General features: G+C 54.5%; 18 protein-coding genes. 11 read left to right on the top strand and 7 right to left on the bottom strand.

Annotated elements, in window-relative coordinates; genetic code table 11:
- Nucleotides 1-623: 623 nt before the first annotated feature.
- Together GW591_RS18625 and crp are read right to left on the bottom strand one after the other, a co-directional pair.
- Entirely contained in the window at nt 624-2699 is a 2076-nt protein-coding gene (locus GW591_RS18625) for a YccS/YhfK family putative transporter (RefSeq protein WP_013573633.1), read from the bottom strand.
- Nucleotides 2700-2760: 61 nt separating this feature from the next.
- Nucleotides 2761-3393: a cAMP-activated global transcriptional regulator CRP gene (gene crp, locus GW591_RS18620; RefSeq protein ID WP_013573634.1), complete on the bottom strand. Its 633-nt coding sequence runs from the start codon at nt 3391-3393 to the stop codon at nt 2761-2763.
- Between the two features lie 362 nt (nt 3394-3755).
- Here crp and GW591_RS18615 point away from each other — a divergent pair, with 362 nt between their 5' ends.
- The gene (locus GW591_RS18615) at nt 3756-4163 is read left to right on the top strand and encodes an OsmC family protein (protein WP_013573635.1); all 408 of its coding nucleotides are present in this window, start codon (nt 3756-3758) and stop codon (nt 4161-4163) included.
- Nucleotides 4164-4166: 3 nt separating this feature from the next.
- Here GW591_RS18615 and GW591_RS18610 read toward each other — a convergent pair whose 3' ends face one another.
- Both GW591_RS18610 and allS read right to left on the bottom strand, forming a co-directional pair.
- A complete protein-coding gene (locus tag GW591_RS18610) occupies nt 4167-5036 on the bottom strand; it encodes a phosphoribulokinase (protein WP_121019988.1) in 870 nt (289 codons plus the stop codon).
- A gap of 135 nt (nt 5037-5171) precedes the next feature.
- Complete coding sequence (allS, locus tag GW591_RS18605) at nt 5172-6086, bottom strand: HTH-type transcriptional activator AllS (RefSeq protein WP_013573637.1); 915 nt, start codon at nt 6084-6086, stop codon at nt 5172-5174.
- Between the two features lie 214 nt (nt 6087-6300).
- On the opposite strand from allS, the gene GW591_RS18600 reads away from it, so the two are divergent.
- The 9 genes from GW591_RS18600 to GW591_RS18560 all read left to right on the top strand — a co-directional run bounded on the left by GW591_RS18600 (nt 6301) and on the right by GW591_RS18560 (nt 16854).
- Nucleotides 6301-6807: an ureidoglycolate lyase gene (locus tag GW591_RS18600; protein WP_037033635.1), complete on the top strand. Its 507-nt coding sequence runs from the start codon at nt 6301-6303 to the stop codon at nt 6805-6807.
- An 86-nt stretch (nt 6808-6893) separates the two neighbouring features.
- Nucleotides 6894-7703, top strand: coding sequence for an HTH-type transcriptional repressor AllR (gene allR / locus GW591_RS18595; protein ID WP_013573639.1), 810 nt, complete (start codon nt 6894-6896; stop codon nt 7701-7703).
- A 114-nt stretch (nt 7704-7817) separates the two neighbouring features.
- Nucleotides 7818-9599, top strand: a complete 1782-nt coding sequence (gcl, locus tag GW591_RS18590; protein ID WP_013573640.1) for a glyoxylate carboligase — start codon at nt 7818-7820, stop codon at nt 9597-9599.
- A 15-nt stretch (nt 9600-9614) separates the two neighbouring features.
- A complete protein-coding gene (hyi, locus tag GW591_RS18585) occupies nt 9615-10391 on the top strand; it encodes a hydroxypyruvate isomerase (RefSeq protein WP_119261127.1) in 777 nt (258 codons plus the stop codon).
- A 91-nt stretch (nt 10392-10482) separates the two neighbouring features.
- Nucleotides 10483-11361, top strand: coding sequence for a 2-hydroxy-3-oxopropionate reductase (glxR, locus tag GW591_RS18580; protein ID WP_013573642.1), 879 nt, complete (start codon nt 10483-10485; stop codon nt 11359-11361).
- A 75-nt stretch (nt 11362-11436) separates the two neighbouring features.
- Entirely contained in the window at nt 11437-12891 is a 1455-nt protein-coding gene (locus GW591_RS18575; RefSeq protein ID WP_014411521.1) for an allantoin transporter, read from the top strand.
- 82 nt (nt 12892-12973) lie between these two features.
- Nucleotides 12974-14335: an allantoinase AllB gene (gene allB, locus GW591_RS18570; RefSeq protein ID WP_013573644.1), complete on the top strand. Its 1362-nt coding sequence runs from the start codon at nt 12974-12976 to the stop codon at nt 14333-14335.
- A 62-nt stretch (nt 14336-14397) separates the two neighbouring features.
- Nucleotides 14398-15684, top strand: a complete 1287-nt coding sequence (locus GW591_RS18565) for a uracil/xanthine transporter (protein ID WP_013573645.1) — start codon at nt 14398-14400, stop codon at nt 15682-15684.
- A gap of 24 nt (nt 15685-15708) precedes the next feature.
- On the top strand, nt 15709-16854 hold the full coding sequence (locus GW591_RS18560) for a glycerate kinase (protein ID WP_013573646.1): 1146 nt from the start codon (nt 15709-15711) through the stop codon (nt 16852-16854).
- A 67-nt stretch (nt 16855-16921) separates the two neighbouring features.
- Here GW591_RS18560 and allE read toward each other — a convergent pair whose 3' ends face one another.
- The 3 genes from allE to allD are packed head-to-tail and all read right to left on the bottom strand — an operon-like array spanning nt 16922 to nt 20037.
- Nucleotides 16922-17713 (bottom strand): (S)-ureidoglycine aminohydrolase, encoded by a 792-nt coding sequence (gene allE / locus GW591_RS18555; RefSeq protein ID WP_013573647.1) that lies wholly within the window; start codon nt 17711-17713, stop codon nt 16922-16924.
- A gap of 22 nt (nt 17714-17735) precedes the next feature.
- The gene (allC, locus tag GW591_RS18550; RefSeq protein WP_013573648.1) at nt 17736-18962 is read right to left on the bottom strand and encodes an allantoate deiminase; all 1227 of its coding nucleotides are present in this window, start codon (nt 18960-18962) and stop codon (nt 17736-17738) included.
- 25 nt (nt 18963-18987) lie between these two features.
- Nucleotides 18988-20037 carry an ureidoglycolate dehydrogenase gene (allD, locus tag GW591_RS18545; RefSeq protein ID WP_013573649.1) on the bottom strand — a complete coding sequence of 350 codons (1050 nt, stop codon included), beginning with the start codon at nt 20035-20037 and terminating at the stop codon, nt 18988-18990.
- Between the two features lie 297 nt (nt 20038-20334).
- On the opposite strand from allD, the gene fdrA reads away from it, so the two are divergent.
- On the top strand, nt 20335-22002 hold the full coding sequence (gene fdrA / locus GW591_RS18540; RefSeq protein WP_119261132.1) for an acyl-CoA synthetase FdrA: 1668 nt from the start codon (nt 20335-20337) through the stop codon (nt 22000-22002).
- The last annotated feature ends 19 nt before the right edge of the window (nt 22003-22021 follow it).

Below are 22021 nucleotides of genomic sequence, written 5' to 3'. Positions count from 1 at the left end.
CGCCGAAACCGACCAAGAGGGAAAAGTGCTTTTTCCCTCTGCACTCCCCTCGCTTTTTTACTGCGCGCTGCCGCAGGCACGACGGACATGTTCTGGTGTATGAGTGAGTGGCGCAAATCCAGGTGCTTCGCACTGCCTTCTCTCGGTCTTCGAGCCAAAGGTCTCGAAGCCGCTCCGTTCAGCTGAATTTTGAGCACGCCAATCAACTTATTTAAAAGATAAAAGACAATCTGCCGTTGAATTTGAGATCCTGCGGGCGATTCAGAAATCTTGCCGAACGGAGCGGCCTGAAGACCCAGGGCTTCAGGACCGAGAGAGGGAACCGCAACGCGGCAAGATTTCAAGCCTGTCACCGCGGTTGCTGAAACATAGCCAGCAAGCGGAGCGCGTGTTGAAAAAGCGAGGAGGAATCCAAAGGAGGAAAAGCACTTTCCTCCTTTGGTCGGTTTCGGCGCGGTGAGTTAAGCGAGCTCGGCAATTGAGAAACCGAAACTTTCTCAATCCATTTTAAGCCGTCAGTGCGCGGTCCCCGCACTTGAGAAACCGAAATATTCTCCGATTAGCTTTAAAAAGCAGTCTGACTGCAAGCCAGTAAAAAGGGGATTTGAAAGGGGTCTCCCCCTTCACGCCCGCCGCGTCAGCCAGATCCCATGATGCGGCCTCTGCTTCCACGCCAGTGACGAGATGGTATGCATCACGCTGAGATGTGAAATTACGCGCCGCAGATGGCGTTCCATTTCGGTCAGTGGCATATCCGGGTGAAGTTCCGGCGCATTAAACAGGTTGTTCTCGCTGCCCGGCCCGTCGTAGAGCAGTCGTTGCTGACAGCTTTGCAGCGCGATTTCGCAGGTCTGTAAATACTCCGTCGCCAGTTTTTCCGGCAGCATGTAATGCTCGCGGGCGAGGATCGTCATCGCGTTGATATGCTCAACCACAAACTGACTGTGCGTCACCCACAAACGCATATCCGCCAGATAATGTGAGTTAAAACCCGGCTCCTGCATCGCCTGATTTAGCGAAGTGAACAGCTTATTGTGCGCCTGATTGACCTGCATACGGGTGTACGCCAGTTTGGCGGTGTCGGGGCTTTCCTCGAGCAGCAGGCGGATAGCGTCCTGATAGATTTCCAGCGCCTGGTGTGCATTCTGGCGCAGCAAACCGCTTTGCCATTGCGGCCACAACCAGATAGTGCCACCAAAGGCCAGCGCGCAGCCGATCAGGGTATCGACCAGTCGTGGTACCAGAAAATGCACGCCGTTCATCGCCAGCAATTGCAGGGTATACACTGCAGTCACCGTCATGCCGACCATCGCCAGTCCGTAGTTTTTGCGCAGAACGGTATAGGACAACAGGGTGATCAGCAGCATGCACAGCAGCGTGGTGCCTTCCGGCAGTTCCAGTTTGAGCAAGCCTGAGGCAATCAGCAATCCGGCCAGCGTACCGAGTGCACGGTGCTGGATCCTCACCCGCGTGGCGTTATAACCGTTCTGGCTGACCAACATGATAGTCAGCAAGATCCAGTAGGGTTTGGGCAAATTGAAGAACAGACCCAGACTGCTGCCAATCGCCAGAATAATGCCCAAACGTGCGGCATTACGCAGTGCCACGGATTTGAAGGAAAGATAGCTTTTCAGCGCGGGCCAGAAGGGCAAACGCGGCTGGGTGTTCATCAGGTCACGTTTGTACAACGGCCGCTGTGTGCGTAACAGACGGGCAATGCGGCTGAAATGGTAATAACAAAACTGACCTACCGGATTGTCCGGGTTGCGCGCGGCGATTTTCTCCAGCGCGGTCAGCTCATTGGCCATCGTAAAGCGCCCGGATAAACGATGATAAAGAATATCGTCGGCAATCACCCGAAGACGGGTGGAAATCACCTGCGCATTTCGGCGGATAACCGCTTCGGCATGGCTTTCCTCCACCAGTTTCTGCACTTCTTCCGGCTGATGCAGGCTCACTGTAATGTGCTCCTGCAAATCGAGCGCCACCTGAAAACGCTGAAATAGCCGCTTATGGTGATGATGATGTCCGTGCTGGGGCAACATGTGTAATTGCTGATAAAGCAGGGCAATCAGGTCGATAACCTGCTGCTGGCGGGTTAGCAGTGGGGGTAACGCAGTTTCGGGATCGGTATGTTGCGTCAGCAGGCTGTACTTGGCTTCGAAATAATCCGCGAGTTGCAGATAGAGCTGGCTGAGCGTTTCGCGCATCGGCTGTTCTTCCGAAATACGAAACCACGCCCAGTTAAACAATCCGTACCAGGCTGTGCCAGCGGCGAACAACACCGGGGCCTGCCACATCGGGCGCACGCCCACCATACTCAGCGTGAAGATAGTCGCCACCAGCGCACCGGGCAGCAGGCGCGCATGCAGCGGGCTGATTTCACCGGTGACGCCCAGCAGTAACGCCAGCGACAGCATGATCAGCGGCAGCGGTATATGCCAGCTTTCGAGCATCAGTTGCAGCAGAAGGCTGCTCACGGCAAAGAGTGAACCGCCGACGAGCAGGCGTTTGAAAAAGCGTTTATGCGGGGTATCCAGACCGGCGATGTTACAACAGGCCGGGCAGAGGGAAAACAGCAGGCCCATTTGCAAATTGCCAAACAGCCAGCAAATGCCAACAGGCAAGCACAACACCAGCGTCTGGCGCAGCGCGTAGTTCACTTCAGGATGGTAAAACAGTCTTCGCCATAGCGTCATGGGTAAAGCTTAGCCCATAAAAAAGGCGCGACAGTGTTTTGCCGCGCCAATTTTTGAGGGATTAACGTGTGCCGTAAACGACAATCGTTTTACCGTGTGCGGAGATCAGGCTTTGATCTTCCAGCATTTTGAGAATGCGTCCGACTGTTTCACGTGAACAACCGACGATTTGGCCAATTTCCTGGCGGGTAATCTTGATTTGCATCCCGTCCGGATGGGTCATTGCATCAGGCTGTTTAGCCAGATTGAGCAAGGTTTGAGCGATACGACCGGTAACGTCAAGGAAGGCAAGGTTGCCGACTTTCTCTGACGTCACTTGCAGACGGTTGGCCATCTGCGCGGAGAGACGCATCAGAATATCCGGGTTAACCTGAATCAGCTGGCGGAATTTTTTATATGAAATTTCAGCCACTTCACAGGCAGTTTTAGCACGTACCCAGGCACTGCGTTCCTGACCTTCTTCGAAGAGTCCCAGCTCACCGATGAAGTCACCTTGGTTAAGGTAGGACAGTATCATTTCCTTGCCTTCTTCATCTTTAATCAGGACAGCAACTGACCCTTTCACGATGTAGTAAAGCGTTTCGGCTTTTTCACCCTGGTGAATCAGCGTACTTTTAGAAGGATACTTATGTATATGACAGTGAGACAGGAACCATTCAAGAGTCGGGTCTGTTTGTGGCTTGCCGAGAACCATTTGCTATTATCCTCTGTTGTTATCGCTGCCCAAAATCACAGGGCTCAGAGTTCCCTGTACGGCACTTCAAATCCAAAGCGCCCTTTCAGCATATAACTCTCCAGAAATGCTGCAAGCGGATGTCGGAGTGCAACAGCCTGTTTATTGCTGTCATCACCGTGGGTTCTGTACTTAAACCGCAAAAACCGTCACCGCAATTTACTGGAAAGTATGTTTCGGCTTTGTTTGTAGCACAGGTTTGAGATGCTGTCTTCTGTTGTCTCGCTTCAGCATGATGGCGATCGGGTTACGTTGCCAGATTTTAGGTGAAAGGGTACTCTGAGAGCAGATTTCGACAAGTTTATTCACCGGGAGAATAGTTCATGCATGCACGTGTCAAATGGGTTGAAGGACTGACATTTTTAGGTGAGTCTGCATCGGGTCATCAGATTTCAATGGATGGAAACGCGGGTGATAAAGCCCCAAGCCCGATGGAAATGTTACTGATGTCCGCAGGGGGGTGTAGTGCAATCGACGTGGTGTCAATTTTGCAAAAAGGTCGTAATGACGTGCGTGATTGTGAAGTGAAGCTGACCTCACAACGCCGCGAAGAAGCGCCGCGTCTGTTCACTCACATCAATCTGCATTTTATCGTCACCGGTAAGGATCTGACCGATAAGATTGTTGAACGCGCAGTCAGCCTGTCTGCCGAAAAATACTGTTCTGTGTCTCTGATGCTGGGGAAAGCGGCCACAATCACCCACAGCTTTGAAGTGATTGCAGCCGAATAAAGTTTACTCGATCTTCTTGCCTTCCATCAGGCGCTGCACCAGCGGCGCCATGATCAGCTCCATCGCCAGCCCCATTTTGCCGCCCGGCACCACCAGTGTTTTGATGTGCGAGATAAACGACCCTTGCAGCATGGCCAGCAGATACGGGAAATCGATGTCATCCAGTCCCTGAAAATGAATCACCACAAAGCTTTCATCCAGTGACGGAATGGCTTTGGCGGCAAACGGGTTCGAGGTGTCGATGGTGGGTACCCGCTGGAAATTGATGTGTGTGCGGGAAAACTGCGGCGTAATGTAATTGATATAGTCATCCATCGAACGCACGACGGAATCCATCACCGCTTCACGGGAATGCCCGCGCTCGCCGGTATCGCGCACCAGTTTCTGGATCCATTCGAGGTTGACGATAGGCACTACGCCGACCAGCAGGTCGACCTGCGCGGCAACGTCAATTTTGTCCGCCACCACACCACCGTGTAACCCTTCGTAAAACAAAATATCCGTCGGTTCCGGCAACGCCTGCCACGGCGTAAAGGTACCCGGCACCTGATTGTAGGGAACGGCTTCGTCATAAGTATGCAGATACTTACGTGAACGGCCAGTGCCTGTTTTACCGTATTCGATAAAGCTTTTTTCCAGCAAACCAAAGTCATTGGCTTCCGGCCCGAAGTAGCTGATATGACGTCCCAGATCGCGCGCCTTGCGTATTGCCGCATCCATTTCAGGACGGGTGAAATGATGAAAACTGTCGCCTTCCAGTTCCGCCGCACGCAAACTAAGCTGCTGAAATATTTTACGAAATGCCACGCTGGTGGTCGTGGTGCCTGCACCGCTCGAACCGGTCACGGCAATAACAGGATGTTTGGCTGACATAATGCGCTGTTCTCCATAAAGGTGATGCAGGCAGGCGAGACGCGGTCTTTTCTGTGGTCGAAGATCTGGCGTCAAGGCTGCGCATAATTAAGCCTATTGTTACCATATTTATTCGCGAAGCCAAAGAGGGCATCACTATTCTAAACCCGCCAGCAACGGTTGGATCAGCGGGTCTTTCTGGTGGAACAGAGAAACAATGTCATGCAGCGCCTTGCCTGTGTACTCCTTTTTCCACGCCAGACTGAGCGGGGAAGGGGCGCGCGGATAGCGGATTTGCCGGGCGATCAGCTCGCCGCTGTCGAGATATGGCTGGCACAGATGGCGCGGCAGAAAACCGATACCCATTCCCTTCAGGTGACAGGCCAGTTTAGTCGCCACATCTGCCACGATGATCTGCCGTTGCCCGGTCAGCAACCAGGCTACCCGCTTGTTCAGATGGCGCGAGGTGTCTTCCACATTGATGGCAATGTACTGACGCAACACCGCTTCTTCCAGCATGCCAGTGATGTGCTGCAGCGGATGAAAGGGCGCATGAACAAAAACCCAGTCCACTTCACCCAGCGGCAGCAGATTCACGGCGTTAGAAAGAGATTCGGTGCCGGTGACGCCAATCGCCAGCTGAAAATCTTCGTACAGCAGCGTATCCCATACCCCCATGTAAATCTGCCGTGTGAAAGTGAACTGCGTGAACGGGTAGCGCTGCGTCAGACAGCTTAATAACGCCGCCAGAGTTTCAGGGCAGTACATCAGATTGTTCACCACCACATTCAGCTGGCGCTCAATGCCGTCGTTAATCTGCTGCAGTTCTGCCGGTACACCCTCCAGCCAGGTTAGCCACTGGCGACATCGTTCAAGCAGATGCTGTCCGGCGGGCGTCAGCGACACCGTGCGGGTCGTGCGGTTGAGCAATAACGTCCCGGCACTGTCTTCCAGCATCTTAATTCGATAGCTGATGGTCGCAGGCGTTTTATGCAGCATCTCTGCCGCGCGGGAAAAGCTGCCTGTTTGTGCGACGTGCATAAAGGTTTTAATCGACTCCTCATCCAGCATAGGTCACCTGAAGTAATGTTAATGCATTGAATGAAAAAGATTTTATAGATTTAACCTGATGAGAATTGTGGACTTCATCAATTTTATGGAATCTTTTTCCATATTTCGATTGAGCAAGTTGGAAAAAGTTTCTACAGTAATTGCATTGAGGATAAATCCGCCAATCTGGCGGGCTTATCTCACCGGTTTTATTTTAAATGCAGGGATGAATGCCATGGAACTTCCGGTTTACCCGCTGACCCAGGCGGCCTTCGCGGCTTACGGCGATGTGATTGAGACGACAGGTCGCGATTTTTTTCATATCAACGACGGCAAGGTTGAGCGGTACCACGATCTGACCAACGTGGAGATCCTCGGGCAGGATCGCCCGCTGGTGAGCATCAACCGCGCCCAGCCAGCACCGTTGCCCATTGTGGTGACGCAACTCGAAAAACACCCGCTCGGTTCACAGGCGTTTGTGCCGATGCAGGGCGAGCGCTTTATCGTGATTGTTGCGGCAGGGGGCGAGACGCCGGACATCTCCACGCTGAAAGCCTTTATCACCAACGGCCTGCAGGGCGTGAATTATCACCGGAATGTCTGGCACCATCCGCTGTTTGCGTTTGAGACGGTGACGAATTTTCTCACCGTCGATCGTGGCGGCGCAGACAACTGTGATATCAGTCAGTTACCTCAGGGCTATCAGCTTATTTTACCCGTTGCGGCGGGATTAAAGTCGTGACGCTATAAAGCATCTTGCATAAGATACAAGCATCTGAAAACAAGCGAAACGCGGGCGCTCAGCGCCTGATGCTGGAGAAATGTGAGATGGCCGAAGTAAAAAAACGGGGGCGTCCTAGCCAGCCTGGTTCTGGTTCGCAAAAGGGCGCTCAGGCCTTAGAACGCGGCATTGCGGTGTTGAATTATCTGGCGCAGTCCGGCGGCAGTTCTTCTGTCAGCAACATTGCAGAGAATTTGTCGCTGCCCCTTTCCACCACCTTTCGACTGCTGAAAGTGCTGGAAGAGGCCGATTTTGTTTATCAGGATGCGCAACTGAGCTGGTGGCACATTGGCTTACAGGCGTTTACGGTCGGATCGTCTTATATCCATAACCGGGATGTATTGTCAGTCGCCGCGCCTTATATGCAGCGCCTGATGTTGTTGTCGGGCGAAACGGCCAATCTGGCGATCCGCAACGGTTTCGAAGCGGTACTGATCGGCCAGCGGGAATGCCAGTCGATGGTGCGGATGTGCGCGCCGCTTGGCAGCCGTCTGCCACTGCATGCCTCCGGTGCCGGGAAAGCGTTGCTGTATTCGCTGGATGACGAGGCGCTGATGAGCCTGATGATGCAGGCGGGGTTGAAGAACTTTACGACGCACACGCTGGATAATCTGAATGCGTTGAAAAAGGATCTGCAACACGCGCGTCAGCAGGGGTTTGCACAGGACAGCGAAGAGCATGTGACAGGGCTGAACTGTCTGGCCTCGGCGATTTTTGACAGCAATAACAATGCGGTGGCGGCGATTTCGATCTCCGGCCCCAGCTCCCGCTTAACGACGGAGCGTTTTACCGATTTAGGCGAACTGGTGCGGGATACCGCGCGTGACATCAGTCTGGCCCTGGGTCAGCGCCACTAACCGGTTCGTCCTGCGATCCCCGCTCTGTCGTGAGCGGGATTTTTTTCAGTCAAATTAAAGTTGGAAACTTTTTCCGTTATTTTATGCAAAGCGGAATTACCTGAGGATTTAGCTATGGCTCGTATGACAGCTGCACAGGCAGCAATGTATGTGTTGGAAAAAGAAGGGATCACCACCGCGTTTGGTGTACCGGGCGCAGCGATTAACCCGTTTTATAACGCCATGCGCCTGCATGGAAAAATCCGTCATGTGTTAGCCCGTCATGTGGAAGGTGCATCGCATATGGCCGAAGGTTATACCCGTGCGAAAGCCGGGAACATCGGCGTTTGCCTGGGGACGTCTGGCCCGGCGGGTACCGACATGATCACCGCGCTGTATTCCGCCTCGGCGGATTCCATTCCGATCCTGTGCATTACCGGTCAGGCACCGCGCGCCCGTCTGCATAAAGAGGATTTTCAGGCGGTGGATATTCAGGCGATTGCCGGGCCAGTGAGCAAAATGGCGGTGACCGTGCTGGAACCTGCGCTGGTGCCGCGTGTCCTGCAACAGGCGTTCCATCTGATGCGTTCCGGTCGCCCCGGTCCGGTACTGGTCGATCTGCCGTATGACGTGCAGACCGCCGAAATCGAATTCGATCCGGAAACTTATGAATCGCTGCCCGCTTACAAGCCTGCCGCCACCGTCGCTCAGGCCGTCAAAGCGATGGAAATGCTCAACGCCTGTGAGCGTCCGCTGATTGTGGCCGGTGGCGGTGTGATTAACGCTGATGCCGCCGCGCTGTTGCAGCGCTTTGCTGAAATAACCCAAGTGCCGGTGATCCCGACGCTGATGGGCTGGGGCGTGATCCCGGACGATCACCGCCTGATGGCTGGCATGGTCGGATTGCAGACCGCGCACCGCTACGGTAACGCCTCACTGCTGGCGTCGGATCTGGTATTTGGCATCGGTAACCGTTTTGCCAACCGTCATACCGGCTCGGTAGAGAAATACACCGCAGGCCGCAAAATCATCCACGTTGATATCGAACCGACACAAATCGGCCGCGTACTTTGTCCTGATTTAGGCATTGTGTCTGACGCCGGTGAAGCCCTGAAACTGCTGATCGAAGTAGCAGAAGAGCAGAGAAAAGCCGGCAAACTGCCATGTCGCGAAAGCTGGATCCAGGAATGTGAAGAACGCAAACGCACCATGCTGCGCAAAACCCACTTCAACGATGTGCCGGTCAAACCGCAACGCGTCTATGAAGAAATGAGCAAAGCCTTTGGCCGCAACGTGAATTACGTGACCACCATCGGCCTGTCGCAAATTGCGGCGGCGCAGATGCTGCACGTGTTTGAGCCGCGCCACTGGATCAACTGCGGCCAGGCGGGCCCGCTGGGCTGGACCATTCCTGCGGCACTCGGCGTCTGCATTGCTGCGCCGGAACGTCAGGTGGTCGGGATTTCAGGCGATTACGATTTCCAGTTCATGATCGAAGAGCTGGCGGTCGGTGCGCAATTCAACATTCCTTACATCCACGTCCTGGTGAACAACGCTTATCTCGGCCTGATCCGCCAGTCGCAGCGCGCCTTTGATATGGATTACTGCGTACAACTGGCGTTCGAAAATATCAACTCTGAAGACGTGAAAGGTTACGGCGTCGATCACGTGAAAGTGGTGGAAGGGTTGGGATGTAAAGCGATACGCGTCTTCAAGCCGGAAGATATCGCCCCGGCGTTTACAGAAGCTAAACGTCTGATGAAAAAACATCAGGTGCCGGTGGTGGTGGAAATCATGCTGGAACGCGTCACCAATATTTCCATGGGCGGCGAAATTGACAGCGTGAATGAGTTTGAGCCGGTTGCCGATAATGCGGATGACGCACCGACGCACGTCAGCTTCATGAAATATGAATAAGCCAGGAGGCTGAAAATGCTCAAGTTCTCTGCGAATTTATCCATGCTGTTTCTGGAGGTAGATTTCCTTCAGCGCTTTAAAGCGGCGGCGGACAGCGGGTTTACGGCGGTGGAGTTTATGTTCCCTTACGACTATCCGGCTGACACCCTGAAGGCGTTGCTGACGCAAAATAAGCTGCAACATACGCTGCACAATCTGCCCGCGGGCGACTGGGCGGCGGGCGAGCGCGGTATTGCCTGCCTGCCGGGGCGTGAAGCGGAGTTTCGCGAAGGCGTAGCACAGGCCATCGCTTACGCCAAAGCACTCGGCAACCGCAAAATTAACTGTCTGATTGGCAAAACTCCGGCGGGTTCTGATGCCGTCAGCGTGACGCCTTTGGTGGTGGAAAATCTGCGCTATGCCGCACAGGCGCTGGCGAAAGAGGGGCTGATGCTGCTGATTGAGCCGATCAATCACTTTGATATGCCGGGATTTTATCTGACCGGTACGCAACAGGCGCTGGATCTTATTGAACGCGTCGGCTGTGACAACCTGTTTATCCAGTACGACATTTACCATATGCAGCGGATGGAAGGGGAACTGGCGAATACCCTGATCCGCCATGCGGACAAAATCGGTCATTTGCAGGTGGCGGATAACCCGAACCGTAATGAACCGGGTACCGGTGAAATTAATTACGACTTTATTTTCAACCTGATTAAAAACTCGGATTACGACGGCTGGGTCGGTTGTGAATATAAGCCACGGGCGCGCACGGAAGAAGGATTAGGCTGGCTTAACGCCTACCGCTAATCGTTATAAAACGCGAGAAACAGACATTATTCACCCTCGCGGTGAGGGATTTCTGTACGCCAAATTTCAGTCACATTGAAAGGGAATTAGCATGAAAATTGGATTTATCGGCTTAGGAATTATGGGCGCACCGATGGCGCAACATCTGGTGGATGCCGGGCACAGTCTGCATTTCTCCACACTCGGCAACGTGCCTGCTTCACTGACCGATGCCGGTGCCAAAGCCTGTGCGACACCGGCAGAAGTCACCGTTCACGCCGACGTCATTATTATCATGGTGCCGGATACGCCAGACGTGGCAACGGTGCTGTTTGGTGACAATGGCTGCGCCAGCGTGCCGCTGAAAGGCAAAACCATTGTCGATATGAGTTCCATCTCACCGATTGAAACCAAAACGTTTGCGCAGCGTGTGCAGCAACTGGGGGGGGAATATCTGGATGCGCCGGTTTCCGGCGGTGAAATTGGCGCGCAGCAGGGCACGCTGACCATCATGGTGGGCGGTAAGGAATCCGTATTCAACGATATCAAACCGCTGTTTGAGCTGATGGGTAAAAACATCACGCTGGTGGGCGATTGCGGAGCCGGGCAAACCTGCAAAGTGGCGAACCAGATCATTGTGGCGCTGAATATTGAAGCTGTCTCGGAAGCGCTGCTGTTTGCTTCCCGCGCCGGTGCCGATCCTGCCCGTGTTCGTCAGGCTTTGATGGGCGGATTCGCCTCATCGCGCATTCTGGAAGTGCACGGTGAGCGCATGATCAAGCGTACTTTTGCGCCGGGCTTTAAAGTCGCGCTGCACCAGAAAGATCTCAACCTGGCGCTGCAAAGTGCCAAAGCCTTATCAATCAGCCTGCCTAATACGGCGACCTGTCAGGAGTTATTCAATGTCTGTGCAGCAAACGGCGGATCGCAGTTAGATCATTCGTCATTAATTCAGTCGCTGGAAATGATGTCGAATCACAAAATCGGTTAATTAAGTAAGGCTGGCATCAATGTCAGCCTTTTTTAATCCACAAGCACGTCCCTAACGTATTATGAGGAATTAAGGATGAATGAATCAGAATGCACTCAGCAAGAACGTTATCGTGAAAGAGGATACAGCAACGATCTTCTGCCAAAATTAAAAGAAAAAAGAAACTGGAAAGGATTTAATTATTTTACGCTGTGGATGGGTTCGGTACACAACGTGCCGAATTATATTGCAGTCGGCGGATTTCTTATTCTCGGGTTGTCTACGTTTAGCGTGATGATGGCGATTATTATCAGCGCGCTGTTTATTGCGGCGGTGATGGTATTAAACGGGGCGGCAGGTTCGAAATACGGCGTACCTTTTGCGATGATCCTGCGCGGTTCTTACGGTATCCGCGGCGCATTATTTCCCGGCATTCTCAGAGGCTGTATCGCGGCGATTATGTGGTTCGGTTTGCAATGCTATGCCGGTTCACTGGCCTTCCTGATCCTGATTGGCAAAATCTGGCCGGAGTTCCTGACCCTCGGCGGTGATTTCAATCTGCTGGGTATTTCCATGCCGGGGCTGATCGCCTTTATGATTTTCTGGGCAATCAACGTGATGATCGGTTTTGGCGGCGGCGGGGTGCTGAATAAATTCACCGCCATCCTTAATCCGTGCATTTATGTTGTTTTCGGCGGCATGGCGGTCTGGGCTATCTCGCTGGCCGGGCTGGAAAATATCCTTAACTATGTGCCCGCCAATGCCGAGCAATCGGGTAATCCGCTGTTCCTGTTTCTGGTGGTGATCAATGCCGTGGTCGCGGTGTGGGCGGCACCGGCGGTGAGTGCTTCGGACTTTACCCAGAATGCCAGCAGCTTTAAACAGCAGGCGTGGGGACAAACGCTGGGTCTTATCGTGGCGTACGTGCTGTTTGCCGTTGCCAGCGTCTGTATTCTGGCTGGGGCAAGCATTCACTACGGCGTTGATACCTGGAACGTGCTGGATATCGTACAGAAATGGGACAGCCTGTTCGCCTCGGTGTTTGCTGTGTTAGTGATCCTGATGACCACCATTTCGACCAACGCCACCGGTAACATTATCCCCGCCGGTTTCCAGATTGCCGCTATCGCACCGAAAAAGCTGACCTATAAAAAAGGTGTGCTGATTGCCAGCCTGATAAGCGTGGTGATTTGCCCGTGGAAACTGATGGAGAATCAGGAAAGTATTTATCTGTTCCTCGATATTATCGGCGGGATGTTAGGGCCGGTCATTGGCGTGATGATGGCGCACTATTTTATTGTGGTACGCAGTGAGCTGGATCTGGATACGCTGTATACCGCACCGGGGAATTATCACTATTACGATCGCGGATTTAATACCGTGGCATTCGCAGTGACATTAATTGCCGTCGTCCTTTCACTGGGCGGAAAGTTTATTCCTGTACTGGAACCTTTATCGCGGGTTTCCTGGTTTGTGGGCGTCATTGTGGCTTTCGTTTTGTATTCCGTTTTTATGAAAAGGGAACCGTCACTTCAGCCGCAAAATGTGTGAGCCGGTAAACCGGCATGAAATAAACGAATAATAAATCCAATAATAAAATCTTATCTCTGTACTTTCATAAGGAAATATAACCATGTCATATGATCTGATCATTAAAAAAGGCACTGTTGTTCTGGAAAGTGAAGCCGTGATTACGGATATCGCGGTGAAGAATGGCAAAATTGTCGCCATCGGCGATGACCTGACTGGTGCAGAAAAAATACTCAGCGCGGAAGGGTTGATCGTTGCGCCGGGAATGGTGGATGCCCATACGCACATTTCAGAACCGGGCCGCAGTCACTGGGAAGGCTACGCCACCGGTACCCGGGCGGCGGCCAAAGGCGGGATCACCACCATGATCGAAATGCCGCTTAACCAGTTACCGGCCACGGTGGATCGCGCGTCCCTGCACATGAAATTCGATGCTGCCGAAGGCAAGCTGACCATCGATGCCGCGCAGTTTGGCGGGCTGGTGTCTTACAACCTTGACCGTTTGCATGAGCTGGATGAAGAAGGCGTGGTGGCCTACAAATGTTTCGTCGCTACCTGCGGCGACCGCAGCGTCAGTAACGATTTCCGTGACGTGAATGACTGGGAATATTTCAAAGGCCTGCAAATTCTGGCAAAACGCGATCAGTTAGTGGCGGTTCATGCGGAAAACGCGCTGATCTGCGACGAACTGGGCCGCGAAGCCAAAGACGCCGGACGGGTGACGGCACATGATTATGTTGCCTCACGCCCGGTCTTCACTGAAGTGGAAGCCATTCGCCGCGTGTTGTATCTGGCGAAAGTAGCGGACTGCCGTTTGCACGTCTGCCATATCTCCAGCCCGGAAGGTCTGGCGGAAGTGCTGCGCGCACGTCACGAAGGCCAGCGCGTGACCTGTGAATCGTGCCCGCATTACTTCGTACTGGATACCGCACAGTTTGAAGAGATCGGCTCGCTGGCAAAATGTTCGCCACCTATCCGCGACAAGAAAAATCAGGACGGCATGTGGGAACACCTGCTGAAAGGTGACTTTGACTGCCTGGTCTCCGACCATTCACCGTGCCCGCCGGATATGAAAGCCGGCAACGTCATGCAGGCGTGGGGCGGTATCGCCGGACTGCAAAACTGCGTCGATGTGATGTTCGACGAAGCCGTGCAGAAACGCGGTATGTCGTTGCCGATGTTCTCAAAGCTGATGTCTTCCAACGCGGCGGATATCTTCGGGCTGAAGCATAAAGGCCGTATCTCCATCGGCAAAGATGCCGATTTCGTGTTCATCAAACCGAACAGCAGCTATGTGCTGAAAGCGTCAGATCTGGAATATCGCCATAAAGTCAGTCCGTATGTTGGCCGCACCATCAATGCGCAGGTCGTGAAAACTATTCTGCGCGGCGAAACCATCTATGACATCAAAGATGGTTTCCAGGATAAGTGCATCGGTAAATTCGTACTGAAACACCAGCAGTAATCTCTGCATCTGCCCGCTGTGTAAACGGCGGGCTTTTTCTTTTTGAGGTCAGCCAGATTGTCATGATGTTATTTCCCAGAGCGCAAATCCTGCCGGGTATCCAGTGGTTCTTCTTCATTTTCTGCAACACGGTGGTTATCCCGCCGACATTACAGTCTGCGTTTCAGCTTTCCGATGCGACCACGCTGTGCCTGATGCAATACTCTTTTATCGCCACCGGGCTGGCGTGCCTGGCGCAGGCGGCGCTCGGCCACGGCCGCGCCATTATGGAAGGGCCGACCGGATTGTGGTGGGGCGTGATCCTCACCGTGACGCTGGCGGAAGCCGCGCAAGGGACGCCGCTGCCGGTGATCGGCGGCAGTCTGGCTGTGGGTATCGCACTTTCCGGCGTGATCACCGTGCTGATTGGCCTGAGCGGGCTTGGTCATCGTATCGCCGTGTTGTTTCGTCCGGCGGTGATGATGGTGTTTATGTTTTTACTCGGTGCCCAACTGCTGTCGCTGTTTATTAAAGGCATGCTGGGACTCCCTTTTGGCGTGCCGCAGGGGCCGGTGGCTATTGATTTTCCGGCGTTCCTGCTGGCGCTCGCCGTGGCGGCGCTGGTGGTCGGTATTGTGGTCTGGCTGCCGTCACCGTGGAATAAATATGGCCTGCTGGCTGGTACGTTGCTCGGTTGGGCGGCATATCGGATCATTTTCCCGCAGGCCGTCAGCCCGGGCACCGGCACAGACTGGCAGTGGTTTCCGCTGGGCGCGCCGCAGGAATTACGCGGTGGCATTATCCTGACCGCCACAATGACCGGGCTGCTGAATATTTCGAATACTTTTGGCGCGCTGCGCGGCACCCAGATTTTTTACCCGCAGCAGACCCCGCAATATCGCCGCAGTTTTGTGGTTTCCGGTCTGTTTACCCTGGGATCGGCTGTTCTGGGCATCGTGCCTTTTTCGCCGTTTGTCTCATCGATTGGCCTGCTGACGCAAACCAATGACAACCGCAAAGCACCGTTTATTCTCGGCGCGCTGGTGGTGGTTGCCATTGGTCTGTTTACGCCGCTGACGGCGTTTTTCGCCCGCATCCCGTTGAGCATCAGCAGCGCCGTGTTGCTGGTGTCTTATCTGCCTCTGCTCAGTTCGTCGCTGTCATTTCTGCCCCACATCAGGCTCAGCAGCCGCAATGTTTACCGTCTGGCGATCCCGCTGTTTGCCGGGATTTTCCTGATGGGGCTGCCTGCCGGATATGTGCAGCAGGTGCCGCTGTGGCTGCGTCCGCTGCTGAGTAATGGTTTGCTGACCGGCGTGATGCTGGCGATTGTGCTGGAAAATTTATTGCCCTGGGACCGGGTTCACTGAGTCCCCATTACCGAAGGATTGAAGATGAAAATTATTATTGCGCCCGATTCATTCAAGGAAAGTTTAAGTGCGGAATGTGCGGCGATGGCGATTGAAGACGGGTTTCGCGCTGTGTTCCCGGAACTCGAGGCTGTCCGTCTGCCGGTTGCTGACGGCGGCGAAGGCACGGTGGATGCGCTGATTGCCGCGACCGGCGGGCATCGCATTGATATTGAAGTGACAGACCCGCAGGGACATCGCGTGCGTGGTTTTTACGGCGTGAACGGCAAAGGTGATTGTGCGGTGATTGAAATGGCCGCCGCCAGCGGTCTGATGCTGGTGCCCGCCGGACAGCGTGACCCGCTCGCGGCCACCAGTTTCGGCACCGGTGAGTTAATCCGTCATGCACTGGACGGCGGTATCCGCCATATCATTTTAGGCATTGGTGGCAGCGCGACCGTTGATGGCGGCATTGGCATGGTACAGGCGCTCGGCGGCCGTTTTACCGATGCGCAGGGCATTGATCTGCCGTGGGGCGGCGCCGCGCTGGCGCAACTGGCGGCTATTGATCTGAGTCAGTTGGATCCGCGTTTAGCGCAGTGCCGGATTGAAGTGGCGTGCGATGTGGAAAATCCGCTGACCGGTCCGTGCGGTGCGGCGGCAGTATTCGGCCCGCAAAAAGGCGCATCGGTGCAAGATGTTCAGGTTCTGGACGCGGCGCTGGCCCATCTGGCGGCGGTTATTTTCCGCCATCTCGGGGTTAACGTGCTTGAGTGGCCAGGCGGTGGCGCAGCGGGCGGAATGGGTGTGGCGGCTCGGTTGTTCCTGCGTGGCAACATGCGTTCCGGTATCGACATTATTATGGATGCCATCGGGCTGGATGAGGCGATGCAAGGTGCTACGCTGGTGATCACCGGCGAAGGGCGGCTGGATCAGCAGACCATTAACGGCAAAGCACCGGTCGGTGTGGCGCGGCTGGCACAACGCTACCATGTGCCGGTGATCGGGCTGGCGGGCATTCTGGGCGAAGGAGTGGAAGTCGTGCATCAGCACGGGCTGGAAGCCGTATTCAGTATTCTCCCACGCCTCGCGCCACTGGAAACGGTGCTGGAGCAGGGGGAGGAAAACCTGCGTTATGCTGCGCAAAATCTTGCCCGAGTTTACCGGCTGGGCATGAAGGCCTCTTCCTGACGTTATCGGTTTCTCAAAACACAAAAACCGCCAGCGATGGCGGTTTTCTTATTACATTCACGAACCGTTAAAGTTCGACGTCGCGGTTACAGTCTTTCGAATAGATATAGCTCAGCGGCTCATCGCGCCCCACGGCATAACAGGCCTGCGGGCAGTACGCACCCATAAAGATATAGTCGTTTTTCTTCACCGGGATCCAGTGGTTATCCAGGTTATACATGCCTTCACCGCTGAGGATCAGCGCGCCGTGCTCCTGCACGTGCGTCTCCACATAGCCGTGGCAGGCACCTGGCGCAAACGTCAGAATATGAATGTTCATATCGAACCCCAGAACCGCAGGGAGTAAATCCTGCACAATCACATCCGACATGCCTTCGTAGTGGATTTTTTCCAGCTGATGCACGTTGTTGCTCACCACATGCGGCTGGAAACCACTGACTGGCGTATAGCGTTTTTTATAGAGGAATAAGCGGCTGTTCTGGCCGCCGTTGGCATTCACCAGCGTCATGCTCACGCCCGGCGGGCAGTAAAGATATCCACCGCTTTCCAGCCGGTAATCCTGACCTTCGGCATTCGCAGTGATGTTACCGTCGATCACGTAGACGAAGGTTTCGATATGCGCGTCGCCGCCGAAGCCCGCCAGGTTTTTCCCCCCTTCCAGCATGTTGACCAGATAATCCACAAAGGTCGCGCCCAGTTTCGGCGTCGCCAGAATGGTGATTTCACAGCGCTCAAAACCGGGCAGGGTATTTTTGACCAGACCGTCGGGTTCAATCAGCGCATAATTCCCGCGTTTGATGATGGAACGGTTAGAAAGTAAATCATTGATATAGCCTGTGTTTTGGTTGATATAACCCATTGTAAACTCCCTTTAAGACAGATTAATAAGCCAGTTGATGCAGCATTTTCGCCAGCATTTCCACGCCCGCGGCCAGATCGGCAACAGCGGTGTTTTCTGCCGGGTTGTGGCTGATACCCGCAATGCTGGGAACGAACAGCAGGCAGGTCGGTACGCAGGCGGCGAAAATCTGCGCGTCGTGCCCGGCGCCGCTGTGCATCACGCGGTAACGGCTGTTTTGTTCACGGCACAGGGCGTCGAGTTGCGCCACCAGTTGTTTGTCCATGGGCACCGGCGCTTCATCCATCCATAAATCAATGTCGATGCCGATGCCGCGTTCCTGGCAAATCCGCCGCATGGTGGCGTCCAGTTCTGTGGTAAACGCCAGCAGCGCCTGCTGATCGGTGTGGCGGCAATCAATGCTGAACACGGTTTTACCCGGCACGACATTAACGGTACCCGGCACCGGCACCACTTTGCCGAAGGTCAGCACCAGCGGATCGCCGTGCGCTTCGGCGCTTTCGGTAGCCGTCACGCAAATCTGACTGAATGCCTGAAGGGTATCTTTGCGGTAACTCATCGGCGTAGTGCCCGCGTGATTGGCGGTGCCGGTCAGGGTCACGGTATAGCGGCGCTGACCGACAATCGCATGCACCACGCCAAGTTGCTGCTGATTGCGTTCGAGCACGCTGCCCTGCTCGATATGCAGTTCGACAAAGGCTTTGATGTCGCGGCGGGCGGGCAACGGAGAACCGGGCAGCGTGAAACCGCATTGCTGCATCGCATCGGTAAATTTCACGCCCTGCGCATCGGTGATGTTGCGCACATCGGCAGGATCGGCCTGTCCGACGATGTTTTTACTGCCCCAGAAAACATAGGGAAAACGGCTGCCTTCTTCTTCGGCCAGCGACACCACTTCCAGCGTGCGGCGCGGCGTGCCAAAGGTGTCTTTCAGATAGCGCATGGCGATAAAGGCGGCGAGCACACCGAACTGTCCGTCGAGATGGCCACCGCTGACCACCGTATCGATATGCGAGCCGGAGAGAATGACCTCGTCTTTGCGGTCACTGCCTTCGATGCGGCCATATAAATTGCCGACGGCGTCGAAACGGGTGGCAAACCCATTCTGCGTCATCCGCTGTTTTAACTGATTTTGCGTTTCCAGCCATTCGGGGGAATAAAGCAGGCGGGAAATACCGCCAGCCGGATCTGCGCCAAATACCGATAACCAGTCGAGCTGACTTTCTACGTGCTGATAAAAGGGCGACATAGCATATTCACCTTTAAATAAATAATTAATGTGCGAAAGGAGATTGTGTTTGATAAGTGTGGGTATAAAGCTCATCGGAAATTAAATAACGATAAATATCATCTATCAGTTCTATTCCATTGGCTTTCGTATGCTCTTCATAAATATCCAGGTTCTGACCCGGATACAGCACTTTTTCAAAACCCGGCGCCGGGCGAAGTGCCACTAATTCGGCCAGCATCTGGCTGATATTTTTTCTGAATATCTGAGAAGAGGTAAAGAACGCCGGATTAATCACAATGTGCAACTGGCCGAGGTCACGACCGGCGGTGAGGTCTTCATACATCGAGCTGACGGAGCGCCCGAACGGCAGGCCGAGCAAAATACCGGACAACACATCGACCATCATCATCAGACCGTAGCCTTTCGGGCCGGACATCGGCAGAAGCGCTTCGACGGCATAAGGATCGGTGGTGGGATTGCCTGCGCCATCTACCGCCCAGGTGTCAGGGATTTTTTCATTGCGCGCCCGGGCATCAAGGATTTTCCCCCACGCCTGCACGGTGGTCGCCATGTCAAAGGTGATGATTTGCTCCCCTTCGCCGGGTGCGGCAAAGGCAATCGGGTTGGTGCCGTAATAGATGTCGGCGGAACCAAACGGCACCACCATCGGGTCAGACTGGCAAACGGAAACCGCGATCAAACCGGCTTTGGCCGCGCGGTGAACGAAATAAGACAGCGCGCCGCAATGCCCCATCTGTCGGATTCCCACCACGGCGACGCCTTTGGTTTTTGCCATGTCGATGGCATGTTCCATCGCCAGGTTTGCTGCGACGTGTCCGGGGCCGTTATCGGCATGCAGAATGCCGCTGCATGGCCCGGTTTCTTCCCACTGCAACGCCGGAGAGGTGTTGGTGCCGCCTCTGGCAATACGTTCGGCATAATATTCAACCCGCACCGCGCCGTGAGAATGGATGCCTCTGGCATCAGCATAAGAGAGCACGTCGGCCACCACGGCGGCATGTTCCGGCGTTAAACCGGCGGTGGTGAGTTTGCGGGCAATAAGCTGGTGTAATTCTTCGCGACTGACCTTCATCTGGCGTTCCTTATTTGCAGCGAATGAGGCGTTGAATAGCGAAGAAAATACGGGATATCCCGCGTGAGAATGTGATCTGAATAACTAATCAGGGATAGCGAAAATCAATTTGCTAATGCGCATTTTTTCTTATTAATTTTTTATTTAATAGTTATTCATTATTTAATTTTTTCACATGTAAATCAGCGTGGTTATTTAATTAAATCTGACAATAAATCAAGTGTGAGCCAGTTCACCTTGCGAGGTTTTATTTCTGCGTAGCCTGCGTCTCACCGTCTGAAAATATAAGGGAAGCAGATGATCCACGCCTGTATTAAAAAAGGAAGTTTTCAGGATTCCGTCAGCCTGATGATTATTTCCCGCCAGCTCAGTGAATCACCGGACGTTGACGATGTATCGGTGATGATGGGGACACCCGCCAATAAAGCGTTATTAGAAGCCACCGGTTTCTGGCATGCCTGTTTTGAACAGGCGACGCCGAATGATATCTGCGTGGCGGTGCGTAGCGAAAGTCGCGAAGCAGGCATTATTGCTGCGATTACCGCACAGCTTGAAGACGCCTTAAAAGCCATGTCAGCCGGGCAACGCGGCGGGCGATCTCTGCCGGTAGCGCGCCGTTTTTCCAGCGCGGAACAACGCCTTCCTGACGCTAATCTGATGCTGATTTCCATTGCGGGCGAGTATGCCGCCGGGCTGGCGCATCAGGCGCTCGACAGTGGCCGCAACGTGATGATTTTCTCTGATAACGTCACGCTGGAAGACGAAATCGCGCTTAAACAAAAAGCCTGTGAGAAAGGGCTGCTGGTGATGGGGCCGGATTGCGGCACCGCCATTATTGCCGGTGCACCGCTGGCGTTTGCCAATGTGTTGCCGCAAGGCGTGATTGGCGTGACCGGCGCATCCGGTACCGGCATTCAGGAACTGACGTCGCAAATTGCGCTGAACGGACAGGGCATTTCGCAGGCTATCGGCCTCGGAGGACGCGATCTTTCCGCGCAGGTCGGCGGCATCAGTGCGCTGACGTCGCTGAAGATGCTGGCGGAGGATCCGCAAAGTCAGGTGCTGGCCTTTGTCTCCAAACCCCCGGCAGATGCCGTTCGCCTGAAAGTGATGGCAGCGATGAAAGCTATTCGTAAGCCAGTGGTGGCGCTGTTTCTCGGTGCGCCGGTCAGCCAGGCACGTGACGGTAATGTCTGGCTGGCATCGACCCTCGATGAAGCGGCACGCATCGCCTGCCTGCTGGCGCGGGTGGTTCAGGTTGCCGCATCGCAGCCTGATGTCACGGGTAAAAAAATCGCCGGATTGTTTACCGGTGGCACGCTGGCCGCCGAGGCCGCAATGGTGCTGGCCGGTCTGCTGGACGTGGAAGCCGATCATGTCCATGAGCACGGCACCATGCTTGACCACAACGGACACCGCATCATTGATTTGGGCGACGATTTCTACACCGTTGGCAAACCGCATCCGATGATTGACCCGACCTCGCGGGAACAGCTGATTCTCGGGCTGGCCGGTAAATCTGAAACCGGCGTGCTGCTGCTGGATGTGGTCATTGGTTATGGTGCGCAGCGCGATCCGGCCGGTTCGGTGGCAACGGCTGTCAGGCAACTGATGACGCAGCGCGCCCGACATGCGCCGCTGGTGGTGATCGCCATGGTGACGGGCAGTGAGCAGGATCCGCAGTGCCGTTCGCAGCAAATCGCCCTATTGCGCGAGGCGGGCATTTTGGTGGTGCAAACCCTGCCGGAAGCCACGCTGCTGGCACACACCTTATGTACCCAAACTGCCGTGACACCTGCGGCATCAACTTGCCCGCTGTTGTCGCAGGTCGCGGTGATCAACGCCGGACTGCGCAGTTTTGCGCTGGATTTGCAATCGGCTTCGGTGCCGGTCGTGCACTACCCATGGTCGCCCGTTGCGGGTGGCAATCTCCGGCTGGCCAGCTTGTTAAAACAACTGGGCTGAGCCGTTTCCCCTCTTCGGA

The sequence above is a fragment of the Rahnella aceris genome (assembly GCF_011684115.1).
GTDB lineage: Bacteria > Pseudomonadota > Gammaproteobacteria > Enterobacterales > Enterobacteriaceae > Rahnella > Rahnella aceris.
This window is presented reverse-complemented; position numbering and strand designations above follow the sequence as displayed.

Coding starts and splice junctions, on each gene's coding strand:
- GW591_RS18610 (WP_121019988.1), bottom strand. CDS start 5,036: ATGTCAGCCAAACATCCTGTTATTGCCGTGACCGGTTCGAGCGGTGCA.
- GW591_RS18560 (WP_013573646.1), top strand. CDS start 15,709: ATGAAAATTATTATTGCGCCCGATTCATTCAAGGAAAGTTTAAGTGCG.
- GW591_RS18565 (WP_013573645.1), top strand. CDS start 14,398: ATGATGTTATTTCCCAGAGCGCAAATCCTGCCGGGTATCCAGTGGTTC.
- allS (WP_013573637.1), bottom strand. CDS start 6,086: ATGCTGGATGAGGAGTCGATTAAAACCTTTATGCACGTCGCACAAACA.
- fdrA (WP_119261132.1), top strand. CDS start 20,335: ATGATCCACGCCTGTATTAAAAAAGGAAGTTTTCAGGATTCCGTCAGC.
- gcl (WP_013573640.1), top strand. CDS start 7,818: ATGGCTCGTATGACAGCTGCACAGGCAGCAATGTATGTGTTGGAAAAA.
- allR (WP_013573639.1), top strand. CDS start 6,894: ATGGCCGAAGTAAAAAAACGGGGGCGTCCTAGCCAGCCTGGTTCTGGT.
- allE (WP_013573647.1), bottom strand. CDS start 17,713: ATGGGTTATATCAACCAAAACACAGGCTATATCAATGATTTACTTTCT.
- hyi (WP_119261127.1), top strand. CDS start 9,615: ATGCTCAAGTTCTCTGCGAATTTATCCATGCTGTTTCTGGAGGTAGAT.
- glxR (WP_013573642.1), top strand. CDS start 10,483: ATGAAAATTGGATTTATCGGCTTAGGAATTATGGGCGCACCGATGGCG.
- GW591_RS18575 (WP_014411521.1), top strand. CDS start 11,437: ATGAATGAATCAGAATGCACTCAGCAAGAACGTTATCGTGAAAGAGGA.
- GW591_RS18625 (WP_013573633.1), bottom strand. CDS start 2,699: ATGACGCTATGGCGAAGACTGTTTTACCATCCTGAAGTGAACTACGCG.
- GW591_RS18600 (WP_037033635.1), top strand. CDS start 6,301: ATGGAACTTCCGGTTTACCCGCTGACCCAGGCGGCCTTCGCGGCTTAC.
- crp (WP_013573634.1), bottom strand. CDS start 3,393: ATGGTTCTCGGCAAGCCACAAACAGACCCGACTCTTGAATGGTTCCTG.
- allC (WP_013573648.1), bottom strand. CDS start 18,962: ATGTCGCCCTTTTATCAGCACGTAGAAAGTCAGCTCGACTGGTTATCG.
- allB (WP_013573644.1), top strand. CDS start 12,974: ATGTCATATGATCTGATCATTAAAAAAGGCACTGTTGTTCTGGAAAGT.
- GW591_RS18615 (WP_013573635.1), top strand. CDS start 3,756: ATGCATGCACGTGTCAAATGGGTTGAAGGACTGACATTTTTAGGTGAG.
- allD (WP_013573649.1), bottom strand. CDS start 20,037: ATGAAGGTCAGTCGCGAAGAATTACACCAGCTTATTGCCCGCAAACTC.